Genomic DNA, 17,935 nt, shown 5'->3' on the forward strand with positions numbered 1-17,935 from the left:
ATGAAAAAAATATATTTAATTACAGTCATAAATTTATTATTAACCTTTACTCTTTATTCACAAGAAAAAAAAGCTAGTAAAACCACTTTTGCAATCATGCCTATACATAATAGCGGTGCAGGTTTTAACAATGTATTTTTAGGCTCTTATGAATTAAAACCTCGAAAGAAATTAACCTTTTATAGTGTTTTTTGGGTAAACCCTTCTTTTGGGAACCAAGGAAAAGATTTATTCTTAGAAACTGGAGTTGGTTTGGGGTTTGTATCCAAAAATAAAAAATGGTTTATCAATCCTAGTTTAGGTTTTGGACATGGTAAATTATTATCACAAACAGCTGGAACTAAAATAGCTGAAAGTATTATACCTAGTCTATTTTTGGTACATAACTCAGGAAGATTTGAACTTGAAGCTTATACAGCTTACTATAAAAGTTTAAGAGGTGAAGGAAATTCACAAGACTTGATGTTAAACTGGGTTATTCCAGGGTTTAAAGTAAATAAATACTTATCGCTTGGTGGTTTTTATGAACATTTAGGTCAAACAAGAGTTGATAATGGAAATAAAGTAACCTTGTATCAATTCTTAGGCGGTTATATCAAAACTACTTTAGATAATGGTGTTTGGTTCCGTTTTGCTTTTGGGCCTAATATTTCCAATGATAATGTAAATGCAAACGAATTTTATAAAATACAAGCTTTTATACCTATTTAATAGGTATTGTTTGGGGAGAATGCTATTAGTAGAAAGTTAATAGCAACAAAACAGCGTAATCTGTAAAAAGATTGCGCTGTTTCATTGGGAATATTTTTTTTATCAATACTTTTGCAGCTCAAAATTAAATTATGAATTTATTAAAACGTTTTGGTTACTACCTTATAGGTTTAGCTCTTGGATCAATAGTTGTACTTTTTATTTGGAAAGGAAAAGATGTTACTTTTGATTATGGTATGGATGCACGTACTTTAAAAACTATCCGTATTAAAAAGCGCTTATTTTCAAACAGTGCTCAACAAACGTTAACAAATTCACCTATAGATACTGCTACTATCTCTAATGTTTTAAAATATGGAGATGTTGATTTTGGAAAAAGCAAACCTCGTTTAAAACCTTGTGCTGAGTATTTTATTACTGGAAAAGATAGCTTAGATCACATTGATCTTTACATTGTTAGATGCGATTCTACTTCTACTATTAAATCAATAACCATAAACAACTAGCAGTTTTTATATTTATCATATAATCCAACTCCATTTAAAATCATTGGTATTATTTTTTCTAATCGTTTTAATTTAGTTGCTTCTCTTTTAGCTTCTGAAATATGATCAGTGAATTCTCTTTTTTTACTTAAGGTAAATTTTTCAAAGCTTTCTTTTAGCTTTTCATCTTTATCTAGTTCAGATTGTAATTCGTTTGGTATTATCAATGGCTTTGTATTTTTCTTAGGCTTTAATTCTTTTCCTTCTTCAGAATTTTTAATAGCTTCAAGAACATAAGATTTTAGCAATTCAACATCTATTTCTTCTATCTTATAAAAGCGCCATTGACGCATTGCTTTGGTCTTTCCTTCTTGAGCATTTTCTAAAACTTTTTGACCGTCTTTTAAAAAACTTCCTTGAAAAAACCACAAACCACAATAGTTTTTAAAGGCAGACATTCCAACAATGTTTTTACCTTTATAAACATAAACTGGCGATCCCCATTTTATAGTTTCCTCTAAAGGTAATTCTATTAAAACCGAACGCAAGAGGTTTAACTCTTGCGTCCAATTATTTTTATCAGTAATATATTGTACTACTTTTTCGTTCATTCTTTAATTTTACTTTTTAATTAGTTGATACTACTATTAATTTGCAATATCACTTGTAAACTTTATACGCATTAAACGTAATTCTTCATCATCATAATCTCCATCAAACTCATCCAATGCCTCTTGTATTTTATCAGTCTCTGACTCCATAAAATAATCATGAATTTCTTCTTGCTGATCTTCATCTAATAAGTCATCCACAGCATAATCAATATTCAATTTTGTTCCAGAAAATACAATAGCTTCCATTTCCTTTATAAGCTCAGCCATTTCCAATCCTTTTGATTTGGCTATATCTTCTAAAGGTAATTTTCTATCTGTATTTTGAATAATAAATAGCTTTAATCCAGAATTAACACCTGTACTTTTTACAATTAAATCGTCAGGACGCATAATATCGTTCTCTTCAACATAATTTGTAATAAGTTTTATAAAGTCTTTTCCGTACTTTTTTGCCTTACCTTCTCCAACTCCATGAACTTTTGATAATTCTTCTAAAGTAATAGGGTATTTTAACGCCATATCATCTAAAGAAGGGTCTTGGAACACTGCAAAAGGAGGTACTCCTAAACGCTTACCTACACTCTTACGTAAATCTTTTAGCATTTCTACTAATTTATTATCTACGCCTCCTCCAGCTGATTTGGTATTTGTTATAATTGTTCCATCATCATCTGTATCATATACATGATTTTCTGTCATCATAAATGATTCTGGATTTTCAATAAACTTTTTACCTTCTTCCGTTAGTTTTAAAACACCATATTGCTCGATTTCTTTTCTAATTAAATCTGCGACTAATACCTGACGTATAAGAGCCATCCAATAATGATTGCTTTTATCTTTACCAACTCCAAAGAAAGGTTGTCCTGTAGTTTTGTGAGACTTTAAAAGAGCATTTTCTTTACCAATTATTGTATTTACAACCTCTTTAGGTTTATACATTTCATTAGTATTTTTGATTACAGACAGTAAAGTAACTACTTCATCTTTTGCTTCGTGCTTCTTTTTAGGATTACGCATATTATCATCCATATCCGCTCCTTCTCCATTAACTTCATCAAACTCTTCTCCAAAATAATGAAGTAAGTATTTACGTCTATTCATTGACGTTTCTGCATATCCCACTACTTCTTGCAATAACGCATGACCAACCTCTTGTTCTGCAACAGGTTTATTAGCCATGAATTTTTCAAGCTTTTCTATGTCTTTGTATGAATAAAAAGTTAAACAGTAACCTTCTCCTCCATCTCTTCCAGCTCTACCTGTTTCTTGATAATAACTTTCTAAACTTTTAGGAATATCGTGGTGAATTACATAACGAACATCTGGTTTATCTATTCCCATACCAAAAGCAATAGTTGCCACAATAACATCGCAATCTTCCATCAAAAACATATCTTGATGTTTTGCTCTTGTTTTGGCATCTAAACCTGCGTGATAAGGAAGTGCATTGATACCATTTACTTGTAATACTTGGGCTATTTCCTCCACTTTTTTACGACTTAAACAGTAAATAATTCCTGTTTTTCCTGATCGTTGTTTAATAAAGCGAATAATATCCTTTTCAATCTCCTTTGTTTTAGGACGTACCTCATAAAACAAATTGGATCTGTTAAATGATGCTTTAAAAACATTTGCATCACTCATACCAAGAGTTTTAAGTATATCTTCTTGGACTTTTTCAGTTGCAGTAGCTGTTAAACCTATAATAGGCACATTATCTATCTGCTTAATAATAGTACGCAAATTTCTATACTCAGGCCTAAAATCGTGTCCCCATTCAGAGATACAATGTGCCTCATCAATTGCTACAAAAGAAATCTTTTGCTTTCTTAAAAAATCAACATACTCCTCTTTAATCAATGATTCTGGGGCTACATACAGTAACTTGGTTATTCCAGTCTCAATATCTGATTTTACTTGCGCAACTTCAGACTTGTTTAAAGACGAGTTTAATACATGGGCTATCCCATGATGTTCCGAAATACCTCTAATGGCATCGACTTGATTTTTCATTAATGCAATTAATGGTGAAACAACTATGGCTGTTCCATCCTTCATTAACGCTGGTAACTGATAACATAATGATTTTCCGCCCCCCGTTGGCATTATTACAAAAGTGTTTTCATTCCTTAGGATGCTATTTACTACATCCTCTTGTAGACCTTTAAATTGGTTAAAACCAAATATTTTTTTTAATGATCCATATAACTCCGACTGCTCTATATTCATCTTCTAATATCAAAAATTAAAAATGAGAACTAAACTACAAAAAAACTATTACAAATAAGAAAGAAATTTTCTTTTTATTAAAAAGTTTTTCTTCTTAAATATTCCTACTTTTACACTTTAAATTTTACTTAAAACTTTTTTAACTTGAAAGACGCAAACGCTATTCTCTCAACAGCAAAAGAAACTATACTTTTAGAAAGTAATGCTATTGCTAATTTAGCAAATTTATTAGACAGTTCATTTGTTGACGCTGTTAATTTTATCTTTAATTCTAAAGGACGAGTAATTGTTACTGGAATTGGTAAAAGTGCAAATATTGCCAATAAAATGGTAGCTACTTTTAATTCTACTGGTACTCCTGCTGTTTTTATGCATGCCGCTGATGCCATACACGGAGATTTAGGAAATGTTCAAAGAGATGATGTAGTAATTTGTATTTCTAAAAGTGGAAATACACCTGAAATAAAGGTATTAGTTCCTCTTATTAAAAATTCAAATAACAAGATTGTAGCCATTACTGGAAATCCTGATTCGTTTTTAGGAAAAAACGCAGATTTCTTATTGAATTCTTTTGTTGAAAAAGAAGCTTGCCCTAACAATTTAGCACCAACCACCAGTACTACTGCTCAGTTAGTATTAGGTGATGCTTTGGCTGTTTGTTTGTTAGATTTACGTGGTTTTACAAGTAGTGATTTTGCTAAATATCATCCAGGTGGAGCCTTAGGTAAACGTTTATATTTACGTGTATCAGATTTAATTAAAAACAATCTTTTACCTAAAGTTACTATTACTGATAAAATAACCAATGTTATTGTTGAAATTTCAGAAAAAAGATTAGGGGTAACTGCTGTTGTTAATAATGATAATAAACTATTAGGAATCATTACAGATGGTGATATTCGTAGAATGCTTAGTAAAACTACTAAGATTGATGAATTAACTGCAGAAGACATTATGAGTAAAAATCCAAAAACTATTAATGTTGATGCTATGGCTGTGAAAGCCCTAGAAACACTTGAAAACAATAGTATTACACAAATTTTAGTTACAGATAATAATGATAATTATGTAGGTGTGGTTCATTTACATGATTTAATTAAAGAAGGAATATTTTAAAATGGCAGAAAAAGAAATGTCTTTTTTAGACCATCTTGAAGAATTAAGGTGGCATTTGGTAAGAAGTTTTGCTTCTATTTTTATAGTTGCTATAATTATATTTATTAATATTAATTTTGTTTTTAACGAAATTTTATTAGCTCATTTAAAGCCAGACTTTGCTACCTACCAATTCTTTTGTAGAGTTTTTTCAGCTATTGGAATTGATAGTAGTTTTTGTAAAATAGAATTTGCACAAGAATTACAAGTTTTAAATCCTACTGAAGAATTAATGACAGGTATTTGGTCGTCATTAATTTTAGGTTTTGTTATTGCTTTTCCATACATCTTATGGGAATTTTGGAGATTTGTTGCTCCTGGCTTACATAGTTCAGAAAGAAAAAAGTCTAGAGGTTTTATTTTTACTTCTTCTTTTTTATTCTTTTTAGGAGTATTATTCAGTTACTATGTAATTTTACCAATGTCGGTATACTTCTTTTATAATTTTTCTATTGGAGATGCTATTGTGAAAAACTTTAAATTAGGTGCATACATTAGTTTAATTACAAATACCTTGTTAGGTGTAGCTGTATTTTTCGAACTACCTGTAATCATCTTTTTCTTAACTAAAATAGGGTTAGTAACCCCACAGTTTTTAAGAAAATACAGAAAACATGCATTGGTTCTTGTATTAATTTTATCGGCTATCATAACACCACCAGATGTTGCTAGTCAGGTAATTGTATCAGTACCAATTATGATTTTATATGAATTAAGTATTTATGTATCTCAATTTGTTATAAAAAAACAACAAAAAAATGTCACAAAAAGTCCAAGAGTTTAACGACTATAGAGCTAAAATGAATGATAAGATTTTAGCTTCTGATAATAAAGTAATCAAGCGTATTTTTAACTTAGATACAAACGCGTACAAAGAAGGTCATTTATCTGTAAAAACTAAAGAATTATTAGGTTTAGTAGCTTCTGCGGTTTTACGTTGTGATGATTGTATAGCTTATCATTTAGAAAGTTCATACAAAAACGGTGTTTCTAAAGAAGAAATGATGGAAACAATGAGTATTGCTACATTAGTTGGTGGTACTATAGTAATTCCTCATTTAAGAAGAGCTGTTGAATTTTGGGAAGCACTAGAAGAAAACAGTTAACAGATTATTAAGTCTTCTATTAGTAGTTTTACAGTACTTTCGTAAAACTATTCAGAAATAAATTAGTTATAATTAATGAAGTTAAGAGCAGATAACATACAAAAAGTTTACGGTAGTAGAAAAGTTGTAAAAGGGATATCTTTAGAGGTTGAGCAAGGAGAAATTATAGGTTTACTTGGTCCAAATGGAGCCGGTAAAACCACTTCTTTTTACATGATTGTAGGTATGATAAAACCTAATGAAGGTCATATTTTCTTAGATGATGAAGAAATTACTACTGATGCTATGTACAAACGTGCTCAAAAAGGAATTGGTTATCTAGCTCAAGAAGCATCTGTTTTTAGAAAGTTATCTGTTGAAGACAACATCTTATCTGTTTTAGAATTTACTGATAGAACAAAAGCTGAAAGAAAAGAACGTTTAGAAGAGTTAATCGATGAATTTAGCCTTGGTCACGTTCGTAAAAATAGAGGTGATTTACTTTCTGGAGGTGAGCGTCGTAGAACTGAAATAGCACGTTGTTTAGCTTCTGACCCAAAGTTTATTTTATTAGATGAACCTTTTGCAGGAGTTGACCCAATTGCCGTTGAAGATATTCAAGGTATTGTAGCTCAGCTTAAAAACAAAAATATTGGTATCTTAATTACCGATCATGATGTACAAGCAACCTTAGCTATTACTGATAGAACTTACTTAATGTACAATGGTGGTATCTTAAAAGAAGGAACGCCAGAAGAACTTGCTGATGATGAAATGGTACGTAAAGTATATCTAGGTAAAGACTTCGAATTAAAGAAGAAAAAATTTTAAAACATAATATTAAGGAGCATAATGCTCCTTTTTTTAATAAACGAAACCTTACAATAAAGAAAATAGTAAATTCCTATTTTTTATATATTTAAGTTTTTCAAACTAATACGCAAAATTATGTCTAAAAAAATTGGTTTAAAAGAAGCCATGTCTATTGGTATAGGTGGTATGGTCGGTGGTGGAATTTTTGCTGTACTTGGCTTAGCCGCTGCTATGGCCAAAGGAGGAACACCAATCTCTTTTTTAATTGCTGGACTTATAGCTTTAATTACTTCTTATAGCTATGTAAAACTTTCTTTAAAATATCCAGATCGTGGTGGAACTGTAAAGTTTATTAATCAAGGATTTGGTATTAGTATTTTTAGTGGAGGAATTAATAACTTATTGTGGGTAAGCTATATTATCATGTTAGCTTTATATGCATCCGCTTTTGGTTCTTATGCTCCTAACCTACTTCAATTAACTAGCGACAAAATAGTTGACTCTCATATTTATGCTACCGGAATTGTAATTTTAGCTACAGCTATAAATTATTATAGTATTGCTGTAGTAGGTAAAATTGAATCTTATGCAGTAATTATTAAGCTTATTATTTTGTTAAGCTTTGTGGTTGTTGGTTTGTATGGATTATTTGGTAATCCACATTTAGAACAATTATCTCCAGAGCACTGGGAGTCTCCTTTTAAATTGTTAACAGCTGGTATGGTTATTTTTGTTGCCTATGAAGGTTTTGAACTAATAGCCAATGCTGCTCCTGATATTGAAAATCCTGAGAAAAATATTCCAAGAGCTTATTATTGGTCTGTTCTTTTTGTAATTTTATTATATATCATAATTGCAGCTGTAACTGTTGGATCTTTAGCTTTTTCTGATATTGCTACTGCTCAAGATTATGTGTTAGCTGAAGCTGCTAAACCTATGCTTGGTAAAATTGGGTTTACAATTATTACTGTTGCTGCATTAATATCAACATTTTCTGCTATTAATGCTTCTTTATATGGTGGTACTAGAGTTAATTATGAAATTGCTGAGGATGATGAATTACCTTGTGAATTTACTCGAAAACTATGGAACCAACCTGTTGGCCTGTTAATAACAGCAGTTGCTACTATTATTTTAGTAAATACTTTAAAATTAGAAAGTATCTCTACAGCAGGAAGCGTTGGATTTTTACTAATTTTTGCTGTGGTAAACTATGTTGGATTTAAATTATACAAAGAGGTAAATGGTAAAAAAATAATTCCTTTATTAGGTTTTATTCTTTGTACCGTAGCCATGATAGCATTATTAGTACAACATTATTCAGTAAGTAAATCGGATGTATTTATAGCTTTAGGAATTATTTTGTTTTGTTTCCTGGCTGAATTTATTTACAAGAAAACTGAACGAAAAAAATCGGTTAGTTAATGAACGATATTAAAAACATTGATCTTTTATTAAACAAGTGGCAACAATCAATTGTAGAATTTTTACCCAAAGTCTTGTTGGCTTTAATAGTTCTCATTAGTTTTTATTTTGTTGCTAAGTTTTTTAGAAATTTTGGGCAAAAATTTTATCCAAAAATATTTAAAACCAAGCCTGAAGCAGTAAAAATTATTGCTTCAATCACATACTTCTTCTTTTTATTTTCAGGAGCATTTTTAGCCCTTGAAGTATTAGGCTTAGAGAGTTTATTAACTAAACTATTAGCTGGCGCTGGTATTGTTGGTATCGTTGCTGGTTTTGCTTTTAAGGATATTGCTTCCAATGCATTTGCTGGTTTTTTATTAAATGTTCAGCACCCCTTTAAAATTGGCGATTGGGTTGAAATTGATAATATCTTTGGAGTTATAGAAAACATTAGTTTGATTACTACTTCTGTAAAAACAGTAACTGGACAGGAAGTATTTATTCCTAATCAGTTAATTTACAACAATACATTTACCAACTACTCTACTTACGGTAAACGACGAATTGTTTTAAAAAGCGGTGTTTCTTATGGTGATGATTTAACAAAGGTTAAATCTGTAGCTCTTGATGAAGTTAATAAAATTGATAGTTTACTTAAAAATGAAACTATCGATTTTTACTATACAGATATTGGTGCTTCGACCTATAACTTTGAAGTTCGTTTTTGGATAAATTTTAAGCATCAGAAAGATTTTTTAGAAGCTAAAAGTGATATTATTATCCGCATAAAAAAACGTTTTGAAGATGAAAATATCTCTATTGCCTATAATGTTACTACATTAGACTTTGATGTTAAAGGCGGGGTTAATATTTTTGATAAACCTATTCATACTAAAACACAATAATGATTACTTTTTTTAAAAATGTTTTCAGTTACTTTTTCAATAGTAATACTTTTCAAAAAGGTGCTGCTTTAGCATATTATACCGTTTTTTCTTTGTTTCCTATCATCATAGTTATCACTTCTATACTTGGTTTGTTTTTTGGAAAACAAGCAGTCTCAGGTGAAATTTTCAACCAATTAAAAGATATAATGGGTAATGAAGCTTCTCTAGAAATTCAAGAAATTATAAAAAATCAACACACAAATCATAATTCACTATTTACAGCGCTTTTAGGTTTTGCTACACTAATATTAAGTGCTTCTGGAATGTTTAGTCAAATACACAATGCTTTTAATAGTATATGGAATATTAAAGAAAAACCTAAAAACAGTCTTATAAAGTATTTTACAAAACATTTATTATCTTTTTTAATTCTTATTTCTCTTTTCTTTATACTAATTATAAGTACTTCAGTAAACAGCTTTCTACTAAAACATTCTAATCATTTACAAGATAATTATTTACTTTCTTATGCTTTTGAACATATTATATCTTTCCTAGTTACTTCTGTCATGTTCTCTATTATGTTTATGTATTTAGGAGATGCAAAAATCAAGTTGAAACCTGTAATTATAAGCGGACTGTTTACCTCTTTTTTATTTTTGATTGGTAAGTATATAATTAGTTTTTACTTAAGCAAAAGTCATATTTCAACCACTTTTGGAGCTACTAGTATCTTAGTTTTAATAATGTTGTGGGTATATTATACATCACAAATTATTTTTCTTGGTGCTTCTTTTCTTAAGGTTTTAAGTGATAAAATGAACCTTCCTATTTTACCAAATGAAAATTCAGTAAAAATAGTTCAACAAGAAATAGAACATAAATAATTAATACCTATTTAAGGTTTTTCTTTAAAAAAATGAATTCTTGATTTTCTTTTGGGTATCCAGAAATACGTCCAAACTCTTCATAACCATTCTTTAAATAAAAATCTTCTGCTTGAAAAGAAAAAGTATCTAAAATAGCTATTGTAGCACCTAATTCTTTAGCTTTATTCTCTGCTGCTTGAAGTAATATTGTTCCTAATCCTAGCCCGCGAGTATCTTCACGCATCCAAAGAATATCGATTTTAAATCCAGCATAATAACCTATATATCCAAAAACTCCACCAATAATCTCATTTGCATCATTTTTAGCTACTAACCTTATATTTTCATGAACTTTTTCAAGAATCCTATCGGTTTGCGAATCGTTATAAGTGTTTATTCCTTTTAAAACAATTTCACCTTCTTCTTTACTAGTGCACTCTGCTATTTTCATTAAGCTTTGATCAAGTTATTAACCACTGAAAAAGCTACATATAAAAGAATAATTAAAGGAATTGCTACAAATTTCAATACGATTAATAATAAAACAGCAACCAATAAGAATATATACTTCAAACGATTTTCTTTAAATCCGAAAGTTTTAAATTTCAAAGCAAATAAAGGAATCTCTGCATTCATTAAATACGTTAACAATAAAGTAACTACGATTAAAAAATATTGATTCTGAATTAAATTTACAAAAAACGATTGTCCTGAAAATTCAACAATTAAGGGTAAAGCTATTACGAATAATGTCATAGCTGGTGTTGGAATACCAATAAAAGAATCTGACTGACGTGTATCAATATTAAAATTTGCTAATCTATACCCAGCACCTAAAGTCAATAATAATCCTAAATATGGTAAATTACTTCCTGTTGCTCCATAAATATCAATACCAAAATATGCTGCTGCATCTACATTTAAAGCTATAATCAATAATTGTAGCATTACAATCCCTGGCACTACACCACTAGTAACCATATCTGCTAAACTATCCAATTGTTTTCCTAACTCTCCTTGAACATTTAACATCCTTGCTACAAAACCATCAAAAAAATCAAAAACAATACCAGTTACCACCAAAATAGCAGTACCTACAAAGTCTCCTTTAATTGCAAAAATAGTTGCAATGGTACCACATAATAAGTTTCCTAAGGTTAATAAATTTGGAATATGTTTTTTGACGCTCATAGTTTTTAATATTTATAGCGAAAATAAGAAATCATTTTATCAAGTTTTACATTTTACTTTTTTTTTGTCATATTTGTTAATAGTAGCTATAAACAGAAAAACATGCCTATCCTTCCTTCAAATTTCAACCCAAGTTTTCCTTTTAAAAGTGCACACTTTAATACGGTGTATCGTCCCTTATTTATGAAGGATACGATTAAATACTCTCGAAAAAGAATTACAACTTGGGATGCCGATTTTATTGATTTAGACTTTTCTATTATAGGTTCTAAGACATTGGCTATATTAATTCATGGATTAGAAGGTAGTTCAGAATCAAATTATATGATAACCAATTCAAATCATTTAAACTCTATTGGTTTCGATACGGTTTGTATGAATTTAAGAGGTTGTAGCGGAGAAGATAATTTATTATTAGCTACATATCATAGTGGTAAAACAGATGATGTAGATTTTGTAATTAAACATATAGTAGCTAACTATAATTATGAAAACATCGTATTAGTTGGTTTTAGCTTAGGAGGTAATTTAACTTTAAAATATTTAGGTGAATACGATGATGTTCCAAATCAAATAAAAGGAGCTATAGCGGTATCTGTTCCTGTCGATTTAACAACTTCTCAAGCTGAATTAGGTAAATTAAAAAACAAAATTTACATGAATGAGTTTTTAAAAACCATGAAAATTAAATTATTAGAAAAATCTGAAAAGTTTCCTGATTTTAAACTTAATAAAGACTTATTATTTAAGGCTACTAAATTTCGTCATTTAGAAAAGCAATATACTGTACCTGTATTTGGTTTTGAAAGCTCTGAAGATTATTGGATAAAAGCTAGTGCTAAACCTTATATACCTCAAATAAAAGTTCCCACATTGCTTATAAATGCTATGGATGATAGTTTTTTATCTAAAGAATGTTATCCTATTGAAGAAGCCAAAAGCATATCTAACTTTTATTTATTAACTCCAAATTATGGAGGACATGTAGGTTTTATGTCTTCTTTTTCTAATGCTGAAAATAGATGGTTAGAACAAAGAATTACAGAGTTTATAACAAAAAACATAGGAATTAACACTTAAAAGAATGTTCAAAAAAAGCGAACTTTGTAATCATAAATCATCATATTTGTATAGCTTAATTAGCTCTTTTTAGATTTTTATATCATGTTAAAAAAACACTTTTCACTCTTTGCTATATTATTCTGTTTAAACTATAGTTTTTCGCAAGTTTCTCCTAAATTAAATTTATCTAATTCTTCTCAAATTAGTATCATTACTTCAGGACCTGGAAATGTTTTATATGAAAAATTCGGACATACAGCTATTCGCGTGAAAGACCCAGTTTTAAACTTAGATTTGATATATAACTATGGTATTTTTGATTTTGATAATCCTAATTTTTATGCAGATTTCACTAAGGGTTATATGAAATATAAATTGGCTAGATATCCTTTTTATTTAGCACTGAAAAGCTCTCAGCAAGATCAAAGATGGGTGAAAGAGCAAATCTTAAATTTAACACAAGAACAACGAAATCAGTTTTTTCAATTTTTAGAGACAAACGTAATGCCTAAAAATGCAGGTTATTTTTACGATCCATTCTTTGATAATTGTGCTACAAAACCAAGAGATATTATTCAACAAATATTAGGAGATAAATTAATTTTTAATGAAAGTTTTGTGTCTGAAGACCTATCTTTAAGACAATTAATGAATAAAGAAATTCATCCGAACACTTGGGGAAGTTTGGGTATTAATATTGCATTAGGTAGTAAATTAGATAAGATTGCTACTCCTAATGAATATTTATATTTACCAGACTACGTATTTAATGCATTAAATTTATCTAAAGTTACAAAAGACGGAAAAGAGGAAAATTTAGTATTGAAAAGTAATACTTTACTAGATTTTGAAGAAAAAAAATCAATTAGTGATTTAATTAGTCCTTTTCTAGTGATTCTTATAATTTCTATTTTTGGAATATTTATTACTTATAAAGACTTTAAAAATAAGAAAAGAACAAAGTGGTTAGATACTACTTTATCCTTTTTTACTGGAATTATAGGCTTTTTAATTATTTATTTATGGTTTTTTACAAACCATAGTACAGCTCCTAATAATTTTAATTTTTTATGGGCTTTTGCGCCAAATATTGTTTTAAGTTTTTATCTTTCAAAAAATCAAGTACCCAATTGGACTTTAAAATATATTAAGTTATTATTTTTATTATTATTTATAATTCCAATAATATGGATTACTCATGTTCAGTTATTCTCAGTAACCTTAATACCTTTCTTTATTTTATTAGGGGTTAGATATTGGTTTTTACAAAAAACTTTGAATAGCTAATTCATAACTTTGTATTCCAAACCCAGTAATAACACCTTTTGCTCCTCCTGCAATATAACTAACATGCCTAAAATCTTCTCTTGAGTGTACATTAGATATATGCACCTCTATTACAGGAGTTTCAATCCCCTTAACAGCATCTCCTATACCAACAGATGTATGTGTATAAGCAGCTGCATTTAAAATAATTCCATCGTATGAAAAACCTACTTCATGCAATTTATTAATAAGCTCTCCTTCTATATTTGACTGAAAATAATACAATTCTACTTGGTTATATTTTTTCTTCAATCCTTTAAATATATCTTCAAAAGAATTAGATCCATAAATCTCAGGTTCTCGTTTCCCTAACAAATTTAAGTTAGGCCCATTGATAATAATAAGTTTTTTCATTGTTAAGTTTTGTGATAAGTAAAAGTACTCTTTTTATTTTCTAAGCATAAAAAAAGGAAGCTAAAATGCTTCCTTTCTTAAAATTATTATTAATTAATTGGGTTTGATTAAAAATATAAAACAAACCCAGTAAAGTTGTATGAACAATTTCTTCATCAACCTTAGTATTACCTTAAATTAACCATTTACCTTTGGCAGTTTAACCATTCCCTTGAATATTCATAGCGAAACCGAATGACATCATAGCAATTACAAGTAATTTTTTATATTTCTTTTTTTATTTTTTACAAAAGTATACTTTTTCTAAAAACAATAGACTAATTATTTAAAATAAAAAAAGCCTAGTTATCAATATAACTAGGCTTTAATTAACTTAATTTCTTTTATTATAAAGAAAAAGAGTAAACTCCTCCTAAACCAATTTTAGAAACAGTAGCTCCATCAAGACTGATTCCTGAATAATCAGCTTGGATAGTGATTTTATCAGTTACTTTATAACCAACTACTGGTCTGTAGTAAAAACCACTTGTTTGACCGTCTTGGTATACTCCAATTCCATATCCTAAATCAGCACCTAAAGTGAATTTGTCAGTTACAGAATAACGAGCAGCAGCAGCTAATGGTAAATATCCTAAATCAGCTCCATCTCCATTGAAGTGTAAGTAAGAAACAGATGGTCCTACTTTAAAATCTTCAGAAACTTTAAATAAGTAGTTTACTTCGATAGCTCCAGCTACATCTAATTTAGCATCTTTAGCATCTCCTACAGGTAAACCGATAGTACCACCAACGTTTAATTCAGTTTCTTGTGCGTTAACAGCCATACCAAAAGCCATCATAGCAACTAATAATAATTTTTTCATAATTTTTAATTTAATTAATTATAATTTCGTCTGCAAATTTAGCTCTATTTTTAATCCTGATTATCTTTTTTTAACATAAAAAAAATATAATTTTATAATGAACTGGAAACAAACAACTTACAACTATATAAATTATCTAAAAATAGAAAAAAGTCTCTCTAAAAATACTGTTGACGGCTATTTTAGAGACCTAAAAAAGCTTATTTTATTCATAAAAACTCTTAAAAATCCCCCATCACCTACAAATATATCCTTGGACATTATTCAACAATTCATTTATGAAGTTAGCAAAACTATAAATCCAAGGAGTCAAGCACGACTTATATCTAGTTTGCGCAGTTTTTTCGATTATTTAGTTTTTGAAGATTATAGAAAGGATAATCCTACAGATTTATTAGAAAGTCCTAATATAGCTAGAAAACTTCCCGACACTCTAGAAAAAGAAGAAATAGACGATTTAATAGCAGCCATTGATTTAAGTCATCCACAAGGAGAAAGGAACAAAACAATCATAGAAACTATATATAGTTGTGGACTTCGTGTTAGTGAATTGATAAACTTACAGCTTTCTGATTTATTTTTTGATGAAGAATATATACGTATTTTGGGTAAAGGAAATAAATATCGCTTTGTTCCTATTCATATTACTACTATCCAACGTTTGGATTTTTACATAAATAATATACGTTGCGATATAACTCCAAAAGTTGAAGATGAAGACACAGTTTTTTTAAACAGACGAGGAAAACGGCTAACTAGGCAAATGATATTTATAATCTTAAAAAACTTAGCTACAAAAATCAATCTTAAAAAAAATATTGGTCCCCATACTTTACGTCATTCATTTGCTACTTATTTATTAAAAAATGGTGCAGATTTACGAGTAATACAACAATTATTAGGACATGAAAGTATTACAACAACAGAAATATACGTACATTTAGATACTAGCTACCTCAAAGAAGTTGTTGAATTACATCACCCTAGAAGTAATCTGAATTTAAAATAAGAAAAGGAAAATATCGGATACAAAAAATGGCAAGCTACCTACATCACACTGCTACAACCTAATACCCTTGCTGCGTTCCCGCCCTGGGGGATTCAAAGGGAGCTAGTTGTGTAGAACTTGCCGCTGCAAATTTACAGCCTTTTTTGAGAAAAACAACAAAAAAAAACTAGTATTTTTTGTAACATTTTTAACTCTTTGAATACTAATGAATTGTTCGATAGATTTTTTTTAATTTAAAATCATCTAAAACAAAATAATATATTTGTTAAACTAACTAAATACAAAAAATGGAAAAACAAGCAAACAGTAAAGGCATTATTTTAAACTACGGATTATACTTAGGTATTGCAGGAGTTTTTATTCATCTAGTTTTTTATGCAACAGGAAACTTAATATCTCTAGGTTGGCTATCTGGTATAATAGGTATTGTAGCTATGATTATCTTAATAGCTTTAGGTATTAAAAAATTCAAAGCAGATAACGGAGGTCTCTTAACTTTTGGACAGGCATTAAAAGTAGGAGTTGGAATTGCTGTTATAAGTGGAATTATATCTTCTATATACACTTTAGTATTTACTAATATGATTGACCCTAGTATTCAAGAACAAGCTCTTGAATTACAAAGACAAGCATGGATAGATAGTGGTTTAAACGAAGATCAGATAGAAGCTTCTGAAGCCATGACTAAAAAGATGCAGAGTCCTATAATAGCTGTTCCATTCGCTATAATTTTTTCGGCTTTTTTAGGTTTTGTTTTCTCAGCTATTTGTGGTGCTATTATGAAAAAAACAGAGGAAAGCGATTATTAAGAAGAGTTTAAGAGGTAATAGTTTAGCTGTTTTAAGAAAGACTTTGTAACTTTACCCTTTTAAATTTTGTAACATATTAATATGGATATATCGGTAGTAATACCACTTCTAAACGAAGAAGAATCTTTACAAGAATTACATGATTGGATTGCAAGAGTTATGCAATCCAATCAATTTTTATACGAACTTATATTTATTGATGATGGAAGTACTGATACTTCATGGCAAGCAATTCAAGACTTATCATCTAAAAACAAATCAGTTAAGGGAATACGTTTTCAACGAAACTATGGTAAGTCTCAAGCATTAGATGCTGGTTTTGGATTAGCAGAAGGCGATGTTGTTATTACCATGGATGCCGATTTACAAGATAGTCCTGATGAAATTCCTGAATTATATAATCTTATTGTTAAAGAAAATTTTGATTTAATTTCAGGTTGGAAAAAGAAACGTTACGATAATGTTGTAACCAAAAACATTCCTTCTAAATTATTCAATTGGGCAGCTCGTAAAACTTCTGGTTTAAAATTACACGATTTTAACTGCGGCTTAAAAGCCTACAAAAAAGACGTTGTAAAAGCTGTTAAGGTAAGCGGTGAAATGCATCGTTACATACCTGTTTTAGCTAAAAATGAAGGTTTCAATCGTATTGATGAGAAAGTTGTACAACATCAAGCTCGTAAATATGGTGTAACTAAATTTGGAATGGATCGCTTTATAAATGGCTTTTTAGATTTAATTACCATTTCGTTTTTATCAAAATTTGGAAAAAGACCAATGCACTTTTTTGGTCTTTGGGGTAGTTTTATGTTTATTTTTGGTTTTTTCTCTGCCTTTTATATTGGTATGATGAAACTATATAGACTATCCGCTGGAGCAAAAACTATTCTAGTAACTAATAATCCTTGGTTTTATATAGCGCTTACTTCAATGATTTTAGGTACCTTGTTGTTTCTAGCAGGATTCTTAGGTGAATTAATCATCAAAAGTAGTCCTCAACAAAAACACTACTCTATTAAAGAGAAATTGAATTTTTAAACCCGTACCTTTGTACGTTTTTATT

At 29.3% G+C, this 17,935-nt stretch carries 20 protein-coding genes and 1 other RNA gene; 14 read left to right on the plus strand and 7 right to left on the minus strand.

The features are described 5' to 3' along the window. Together Q0958_RS07140 and Q0958_RS07145 are read left to right on the plus strand one after the other, a co-directional pair. Complete coding sequence (locus tag Q0958_RS07140) at positions 1-711, plus strand: DUF6733 family protein (RefSeq protein ID WP_299121598.1); 711 nt, start codon at positions 1-3, stop codon at positions 709-711. A 131-nt stretch (positions 712-842) separates the two neighbouring features. Further along, entirely contained in the window at positions 843-1,217 is a 375-nt protein-coding gene (locus Q0958_RS07145; RefSeq protein WP_299121601.1) for a DUF4258 domain-containing protein, read from the plus strand. Here the strand turns inward: Q0958_RS07145 and Q0958_RS07150 are convergent. Next, positions 1,214-1,807: a DUF1801 domain-containing protein gene (locus tag Q0958_RS07150; protein ID WP_299121605.1), complete on the minus strand. Its 594-nt coding sequence runs from the start codon at positions 1,805-1,807 to the stop codon at positions 1,214-1,216. The genes Q0958_RS07145 and Q0958_RS07150 overlap by 4 nt on opposite strands. Before the next feature lie 36 nt (positions 1,808-1,843). Beyond that, complete coding sequence (gene recQ / locus Q0958_RS07155; protein ID WP_299121607.1) at positions 1,844-4,042, minus strand: DNA helicase RecQ; 2,199 nt, start codon at positions 4,040-4,042, stop codon at positions 1,844-1,846. Positions 4,043-4,186: 144 nt separating this feature from the next. On the opposite strand from recQ, the gene Q0958_RS07160 reads away from it, so the two are divergent. The 7 genes from Q0958_RS07160 to Q0958_RS07190 all read left to right on the plus strand — a co-directional run bounded on the left by Q0958_RS07160 (position 4,187) and on the right by Q0958_RS07190 (position 10,276). Beyond that, a complete protein-coding gene (locus Q0958_RS07160; RefSeq protein WP_299121609.1) occupies positions 4,187-5,158 on the plus strand; it encodes a KpsF/GutQ family sugar-phosphate isomerase in 972 nt (323 codons plus the stop codon). A 1-nt stretch (position 5,159) separates the two neighbouring features. Next, the gene (gene tatC / locus Q0958_RS07165) at positions 5,160-5,981 is read left to right on the plus strand and encodes a twin-arginine translocase subunit TatC (protein ID WP_299121611.1); all 822 of its coding nucleotides are present in this window, start codon (positions 5,160-5,162) and stop codon (positions 5,979-5,981) included. Next, the gene (locus Q0958_RS07170; protein ID WP_299121614.1) at positions 5,956-6,303 is read left to right on the plus strand and encodes a carboxymuconolactone decarboxylase family protein; all 348 of its coding nucleotides are present in this window, start codon (positions 5,956-5,958) and stop codon (positions 6,301-6,303) included. Before tatC ends, Q0958_RS07170 begins: the two co-directional genes overlap by 26 nt. A 75-nt stretch (positions 6,304-6,378) precedes the next feature. Beyond that, entirely contained in the window at positions 6,379-7,113 is a 735-nt protein-coding gene (lptB, locus tag Q0958_RS07175) for an LPS export ABC transporter ATP-binding protein (protein WP_272149322.1), read from the plus strand. Positions 7,114-7,230: 117 nt separating this feature from the next. After that, positions 7,231-8,520: an APC family permease gene (locus Q0958_RS07180; protein ID WP_299121620.1), complete on the plus strand. Its 1,290-nt coding sequence runs from the start codon at positions 7,231-7,233 to the stop codon at positions 8,518-8,520. Next, a complete protein-coding gene (locus Q0958_RS07185) occupies positions 8,520-9,407 on the plus strand; it encodes a mechanosensitive ion channel family protein (protein ID WP_299121622.1) in 888 nt (295 codons plus the stop codon). The genes Q0958_RS07180 and Q0958_RS07185 overlap by 1 nt, the downstream gene beginning before the upstream one ends. Next, the gene (locus Q0958_RS07190) at positions 9,407-10,276 is read left to right on the plus strand and encodes a YihY/virulence factor BrkB family protein (protein WP_299121625.1); all 870 of its coding nucleotides are present in this window, start codon (positions 9,407-9,409) and stop codon (positions 10,274-10,276) included. Before Q0958_RS07185 ends, Q0958_RS07190 begins: the two co-directional genes overlap by 1 nt. 7 nt (positions 10,277-10,283) lie before the next feature. Here Q0958_RS07190 and Q0958_RS07195 read toward each other — a convergent pair whose 3' ends face one another. Together Q0958_RS07195 and Q0958_RS07200 are read right to left on the minus strand one after the other, a co-directional pair. Further along, on the minus strand, positions 10,284-10,709 hold the full coding sequence (locus Q0958_RS07195; RefSeq protein WP_299121626.1) for a GNAT family N-acetyltransferase: 426 nt from the start codon (positions 10,707-10,709) through the stop codon (positions 10,284-10,286). Continuing rightward, the gene (locus Q0958_RS07200) at positions 10,709-11,449 is read right to left on the minus strand and encodes a CDP-alcohol phosphatidyltransferase family protein (protein ID WP_299121629.1); all 741 of its coding nucleotides are present in this window, start codon (positions 11,447-11,449) and stop codon (positions 10,709-10,711) included. The genes Q0958_RS07195 and Q0958_RS07200 overlap by 1 nt, the downstream gene beginning before the upstream one ends. 102 nt (positions 11,450-11,551) lie before the next feature. On the opposite strand from Q0958_RS07200, the gene Q0958_RS07205 reads away from it, so the two are divergent. Together Q0958_RS07205 and Q0958_RS07210 are read left to right on the plus strand one after the other, a co-directional pair. Next, on the plus strand, positions 11,552-12,529 hold the full coding sequence (locus tag Q0958_RS07205) for an alpha/beta fold hydrolase (RefSeq protein ID WP_299121632.1): 978 nt from the start codon (positions 11,552-11,554) through the stop codon (positions 12,527-12,529). Between the two features lie 84 nt (positions 12,530-12,613). Then, on the plus strand, positions 12,614-13,798 hold the full coding sequence (locus tag Q0958_RS07210) for a DUF4105 domain-containing protein (protein WP_299121635.1): 1,185 nt from the start codon (positions 12,614-12,616) through the stop codon (positions 13,796-13,798). Here Q0958_RS07210 and aroQ read toward each other — a convergent pair. Continuing rightward, entirely contained in the window at positions 13,775-14,191 is a 417-nt protein-coding gene (aroQ, locus tag Q0958_RS07215) for a type II 3-dehydroquinate dehydratase (protein WP_299121638.1), read from the minus strand. The two genes, Q0958_RS07210 and aroQ, sit on opposite strands and share 24 nt — an antisense overlap. Positions 14,192-14,577: 386 nt before the next feature. Then, the gene (locus Q0958_RS07220) at positions 14,578-15,054 is read right to left on the minus strand and encodes an outer membrane beta-barrel protein (RefSeq protein WP_299121641.1); all 477 of its coding nucleotides are present in this window, start codon (positions 15,052-15,054) and stop codon (positions 14,578-14,580) included. Positions 15,055-15,151: 97 nt separating this feature from the next. Here Q0958_RS07220 and Q0958_RS07225 point away from each other — a divergent pair, with 97 nt between their 5' ends. Next, positions 15,152-16,063: a tyrosine recombinase gene (locus tag Q0958_RS07225; protein WP_299121643.1), complete on the plus strand. Its 912-nt coding sequence runs from the start codon at positions 15,152-15,154 to the stop codon at positions 16,061-16,063. Positions 16,064-16,087: 24 nt separating this feature from the next. Here the strand turns inward: Q0958_RS07225 and ffs are convergent. Continuing rightward, positions 16,088-16,186, minus strand: an RNA gene (ffs, locus tag Q0958_RS07230) — signal recognition particle sRNA small type. Positions 16,187-16,350: 164 nt separating this feature from the next. On the opposite strand from ffs, the gene Q0958_RS07235 reads away from it, so the two are divergent. Together Q0958_RS07235 and Q0958_RS07240 are read left to right on the plus strand one after the other, a co-directional pair. Further along, complete coding sequence (locus tag Q0958_RS07235) at positions 16,351-16,872, plus strand: DUF4199 domain-containing protein (RefSeq protein WP_299121646.1); 522 nt, start codon at positions 16,351-16,353, stop codon at positions 16,870-16,872. A gap of 81 nt (positions 16,873-16,953) precedes the next feature. After that, positions 16,954-17,910, plus strand: coding sequence for a glycosyltransferase family 2 protein (locus Q0958_RS07240; RefSeq protein WP_299121649.1), 957 nt, complete (start codon positions 16,954-16,956; stop codon positions 17,908-17,910). Positions 17,911-17,935: the final 25 nt, after the last annotated feature.

The sequence above is a fragment of the uncultured Tenacibaculum sp. genome (genome assembly GCF_947499065.1).
Lineage (GTDB): Bacteria > Bacteroidota > Bacteroidia > Flavobacteriales > Flavobacteriaceae > Polaribacter.

What these genes read in the sequence shown, in the direction of transcription:
- Q0958_RS07240 (WP_299121649.1), top strand. Translation starts at nt 16,954, where the DNA reads ATGGATATATCGGTAGTAATACCACTTCTAAACGAAGAAGAATCTTTA.
- Q0958_RS07190 (WP_299121625.1), top strand. Translation starts at nt 9,407, where the DNA reads ATGATTACTTTTTTTAAAAATGTTTTCAGTTACTTTTTCAATAGTAAT.
- Q0958_RS07210 (WP_299121635.1), top strand. Translation starts at nt 12,614, where the DNA reads ATGTTAAAAAAACACTTTTCACTCTTTGCTATATTATTCTGTTTAAAC.
- Q0958_RS07140 (WP_299121598.1), top strand. Translation starts at nt 1, where the DNA reads ATGAAAAAAATATATTTAATTACAGTCATAAATTTATTATTAACCTTT.
- lptB (WP_272149322.1), top strand. Translation starts at nt 6,379, where the DNA reads ATGAAGTTAAGAGCAGATAACATACAAAAAGTTTACGGTAGTAGAAAA.
- aroQ (WP_299121638.1), bottom strand. Translation starts at nt 14,191, where the DNA reads ATGAAAAAACTTATTATTATCAATGGGCCTAACTTAAATTTGTTAGGG.
- Q0958_RS07225 (WP_299121643.1), top strand. Translation starts at nt 15,152, where the DNA reads ATGAACTGGAAACAAACAACTTACAACTATATAAATTATCTAAAAATA.
- tatC (WP_299121611.1), top strand. Translation starts at nt 5,160, where the DNA reads ATGGCAGAAAAAGAAATGTCTTTTTTAGACCATCTTGAAGAATTAAGG.
- recQ (WP_299121607.1), bottom strand. Translation starts at nt 4,042, where the DNA reads ATGAATATAGAGCAGTCGGAGTTATATGGATCATTAAAAAAAATATTT.
- Q0958_RS07205 (WP_299121632.1), top strand. Translation starts at nt 11,552, where the DNA reads ATGCCTATCCTTCCTTCAAATTTCAACCCAAGTTTTCCTTTTAAAAGT.
- Q0958_RS07195 (WP_299121626.1), bottom strand. Translation starts at nt 10,709, where the DNA reads ATGAAAATAGCAGAGTGCACTAGTAAAGAAGAAGGTGAAATTGTTTTA.
- Q0958_RS07150 (WP_299121605.1), bottom strand. Translation starts at nt 1,807, where the DNA reads ATGAACGAAAAAGTAGTACAATATATTACTGATAAAAATAATTGGACG.
- Q0958_RS07145 (WP_299121601.1), top strand. Translation starts at nt 843, where the DNA reads ATGAATTTATTAAAACGTTTTGGTTACTACCTTATAGGTTTAGCTCTT.
- Q0958_RS07180 (WP_299121620.1), top strand. Translation starts at nt 7,231, where the DNA reads ATGTCTAAAAAAATTGGTTTAAAAGAAGCCATGTCTATTGGTATAGGT.
- Q0958_RS07235 (WP_299121646.1), top strand. Translation starts at nt 16,351, where the DNA reads ATGGAAAAACAAGCAAACAGTAAAGGCATTATTTTAAACTACGGATTA.
- Q0958_RS07185 (WP_299121622.1), top strand. Translation starts at nt 8,520, where the DNA reads ATGAACGATATTAAAAACATTGATCTTTTATTAAACAAGTGGCAACAA.
- Q0958_RS07170 (WP_299121614.1), top strand. Translation starts at nt 5,956, where the DNA reads ATGTCACAAAAAGTCCAAGAGTTTAACGACTATAGAGCTAAAATGAAT.
- Q0958_RS07200 (WP_299121629.1), bottom strand. Translation starts at nt 11,449, where the DNA reads ATGAGCGTCAAAAAACATATTCCAAATTTATTAACCTTAGGAAACTTA.
- Q0958_RS07220 (WP_299121641.1), bottom strand. Translation starts at nt 15,054, where the DNA reads ATGAAAAAATTATTATTAGTTGCTATGATGGCTTTTGGTATGGCTGTT.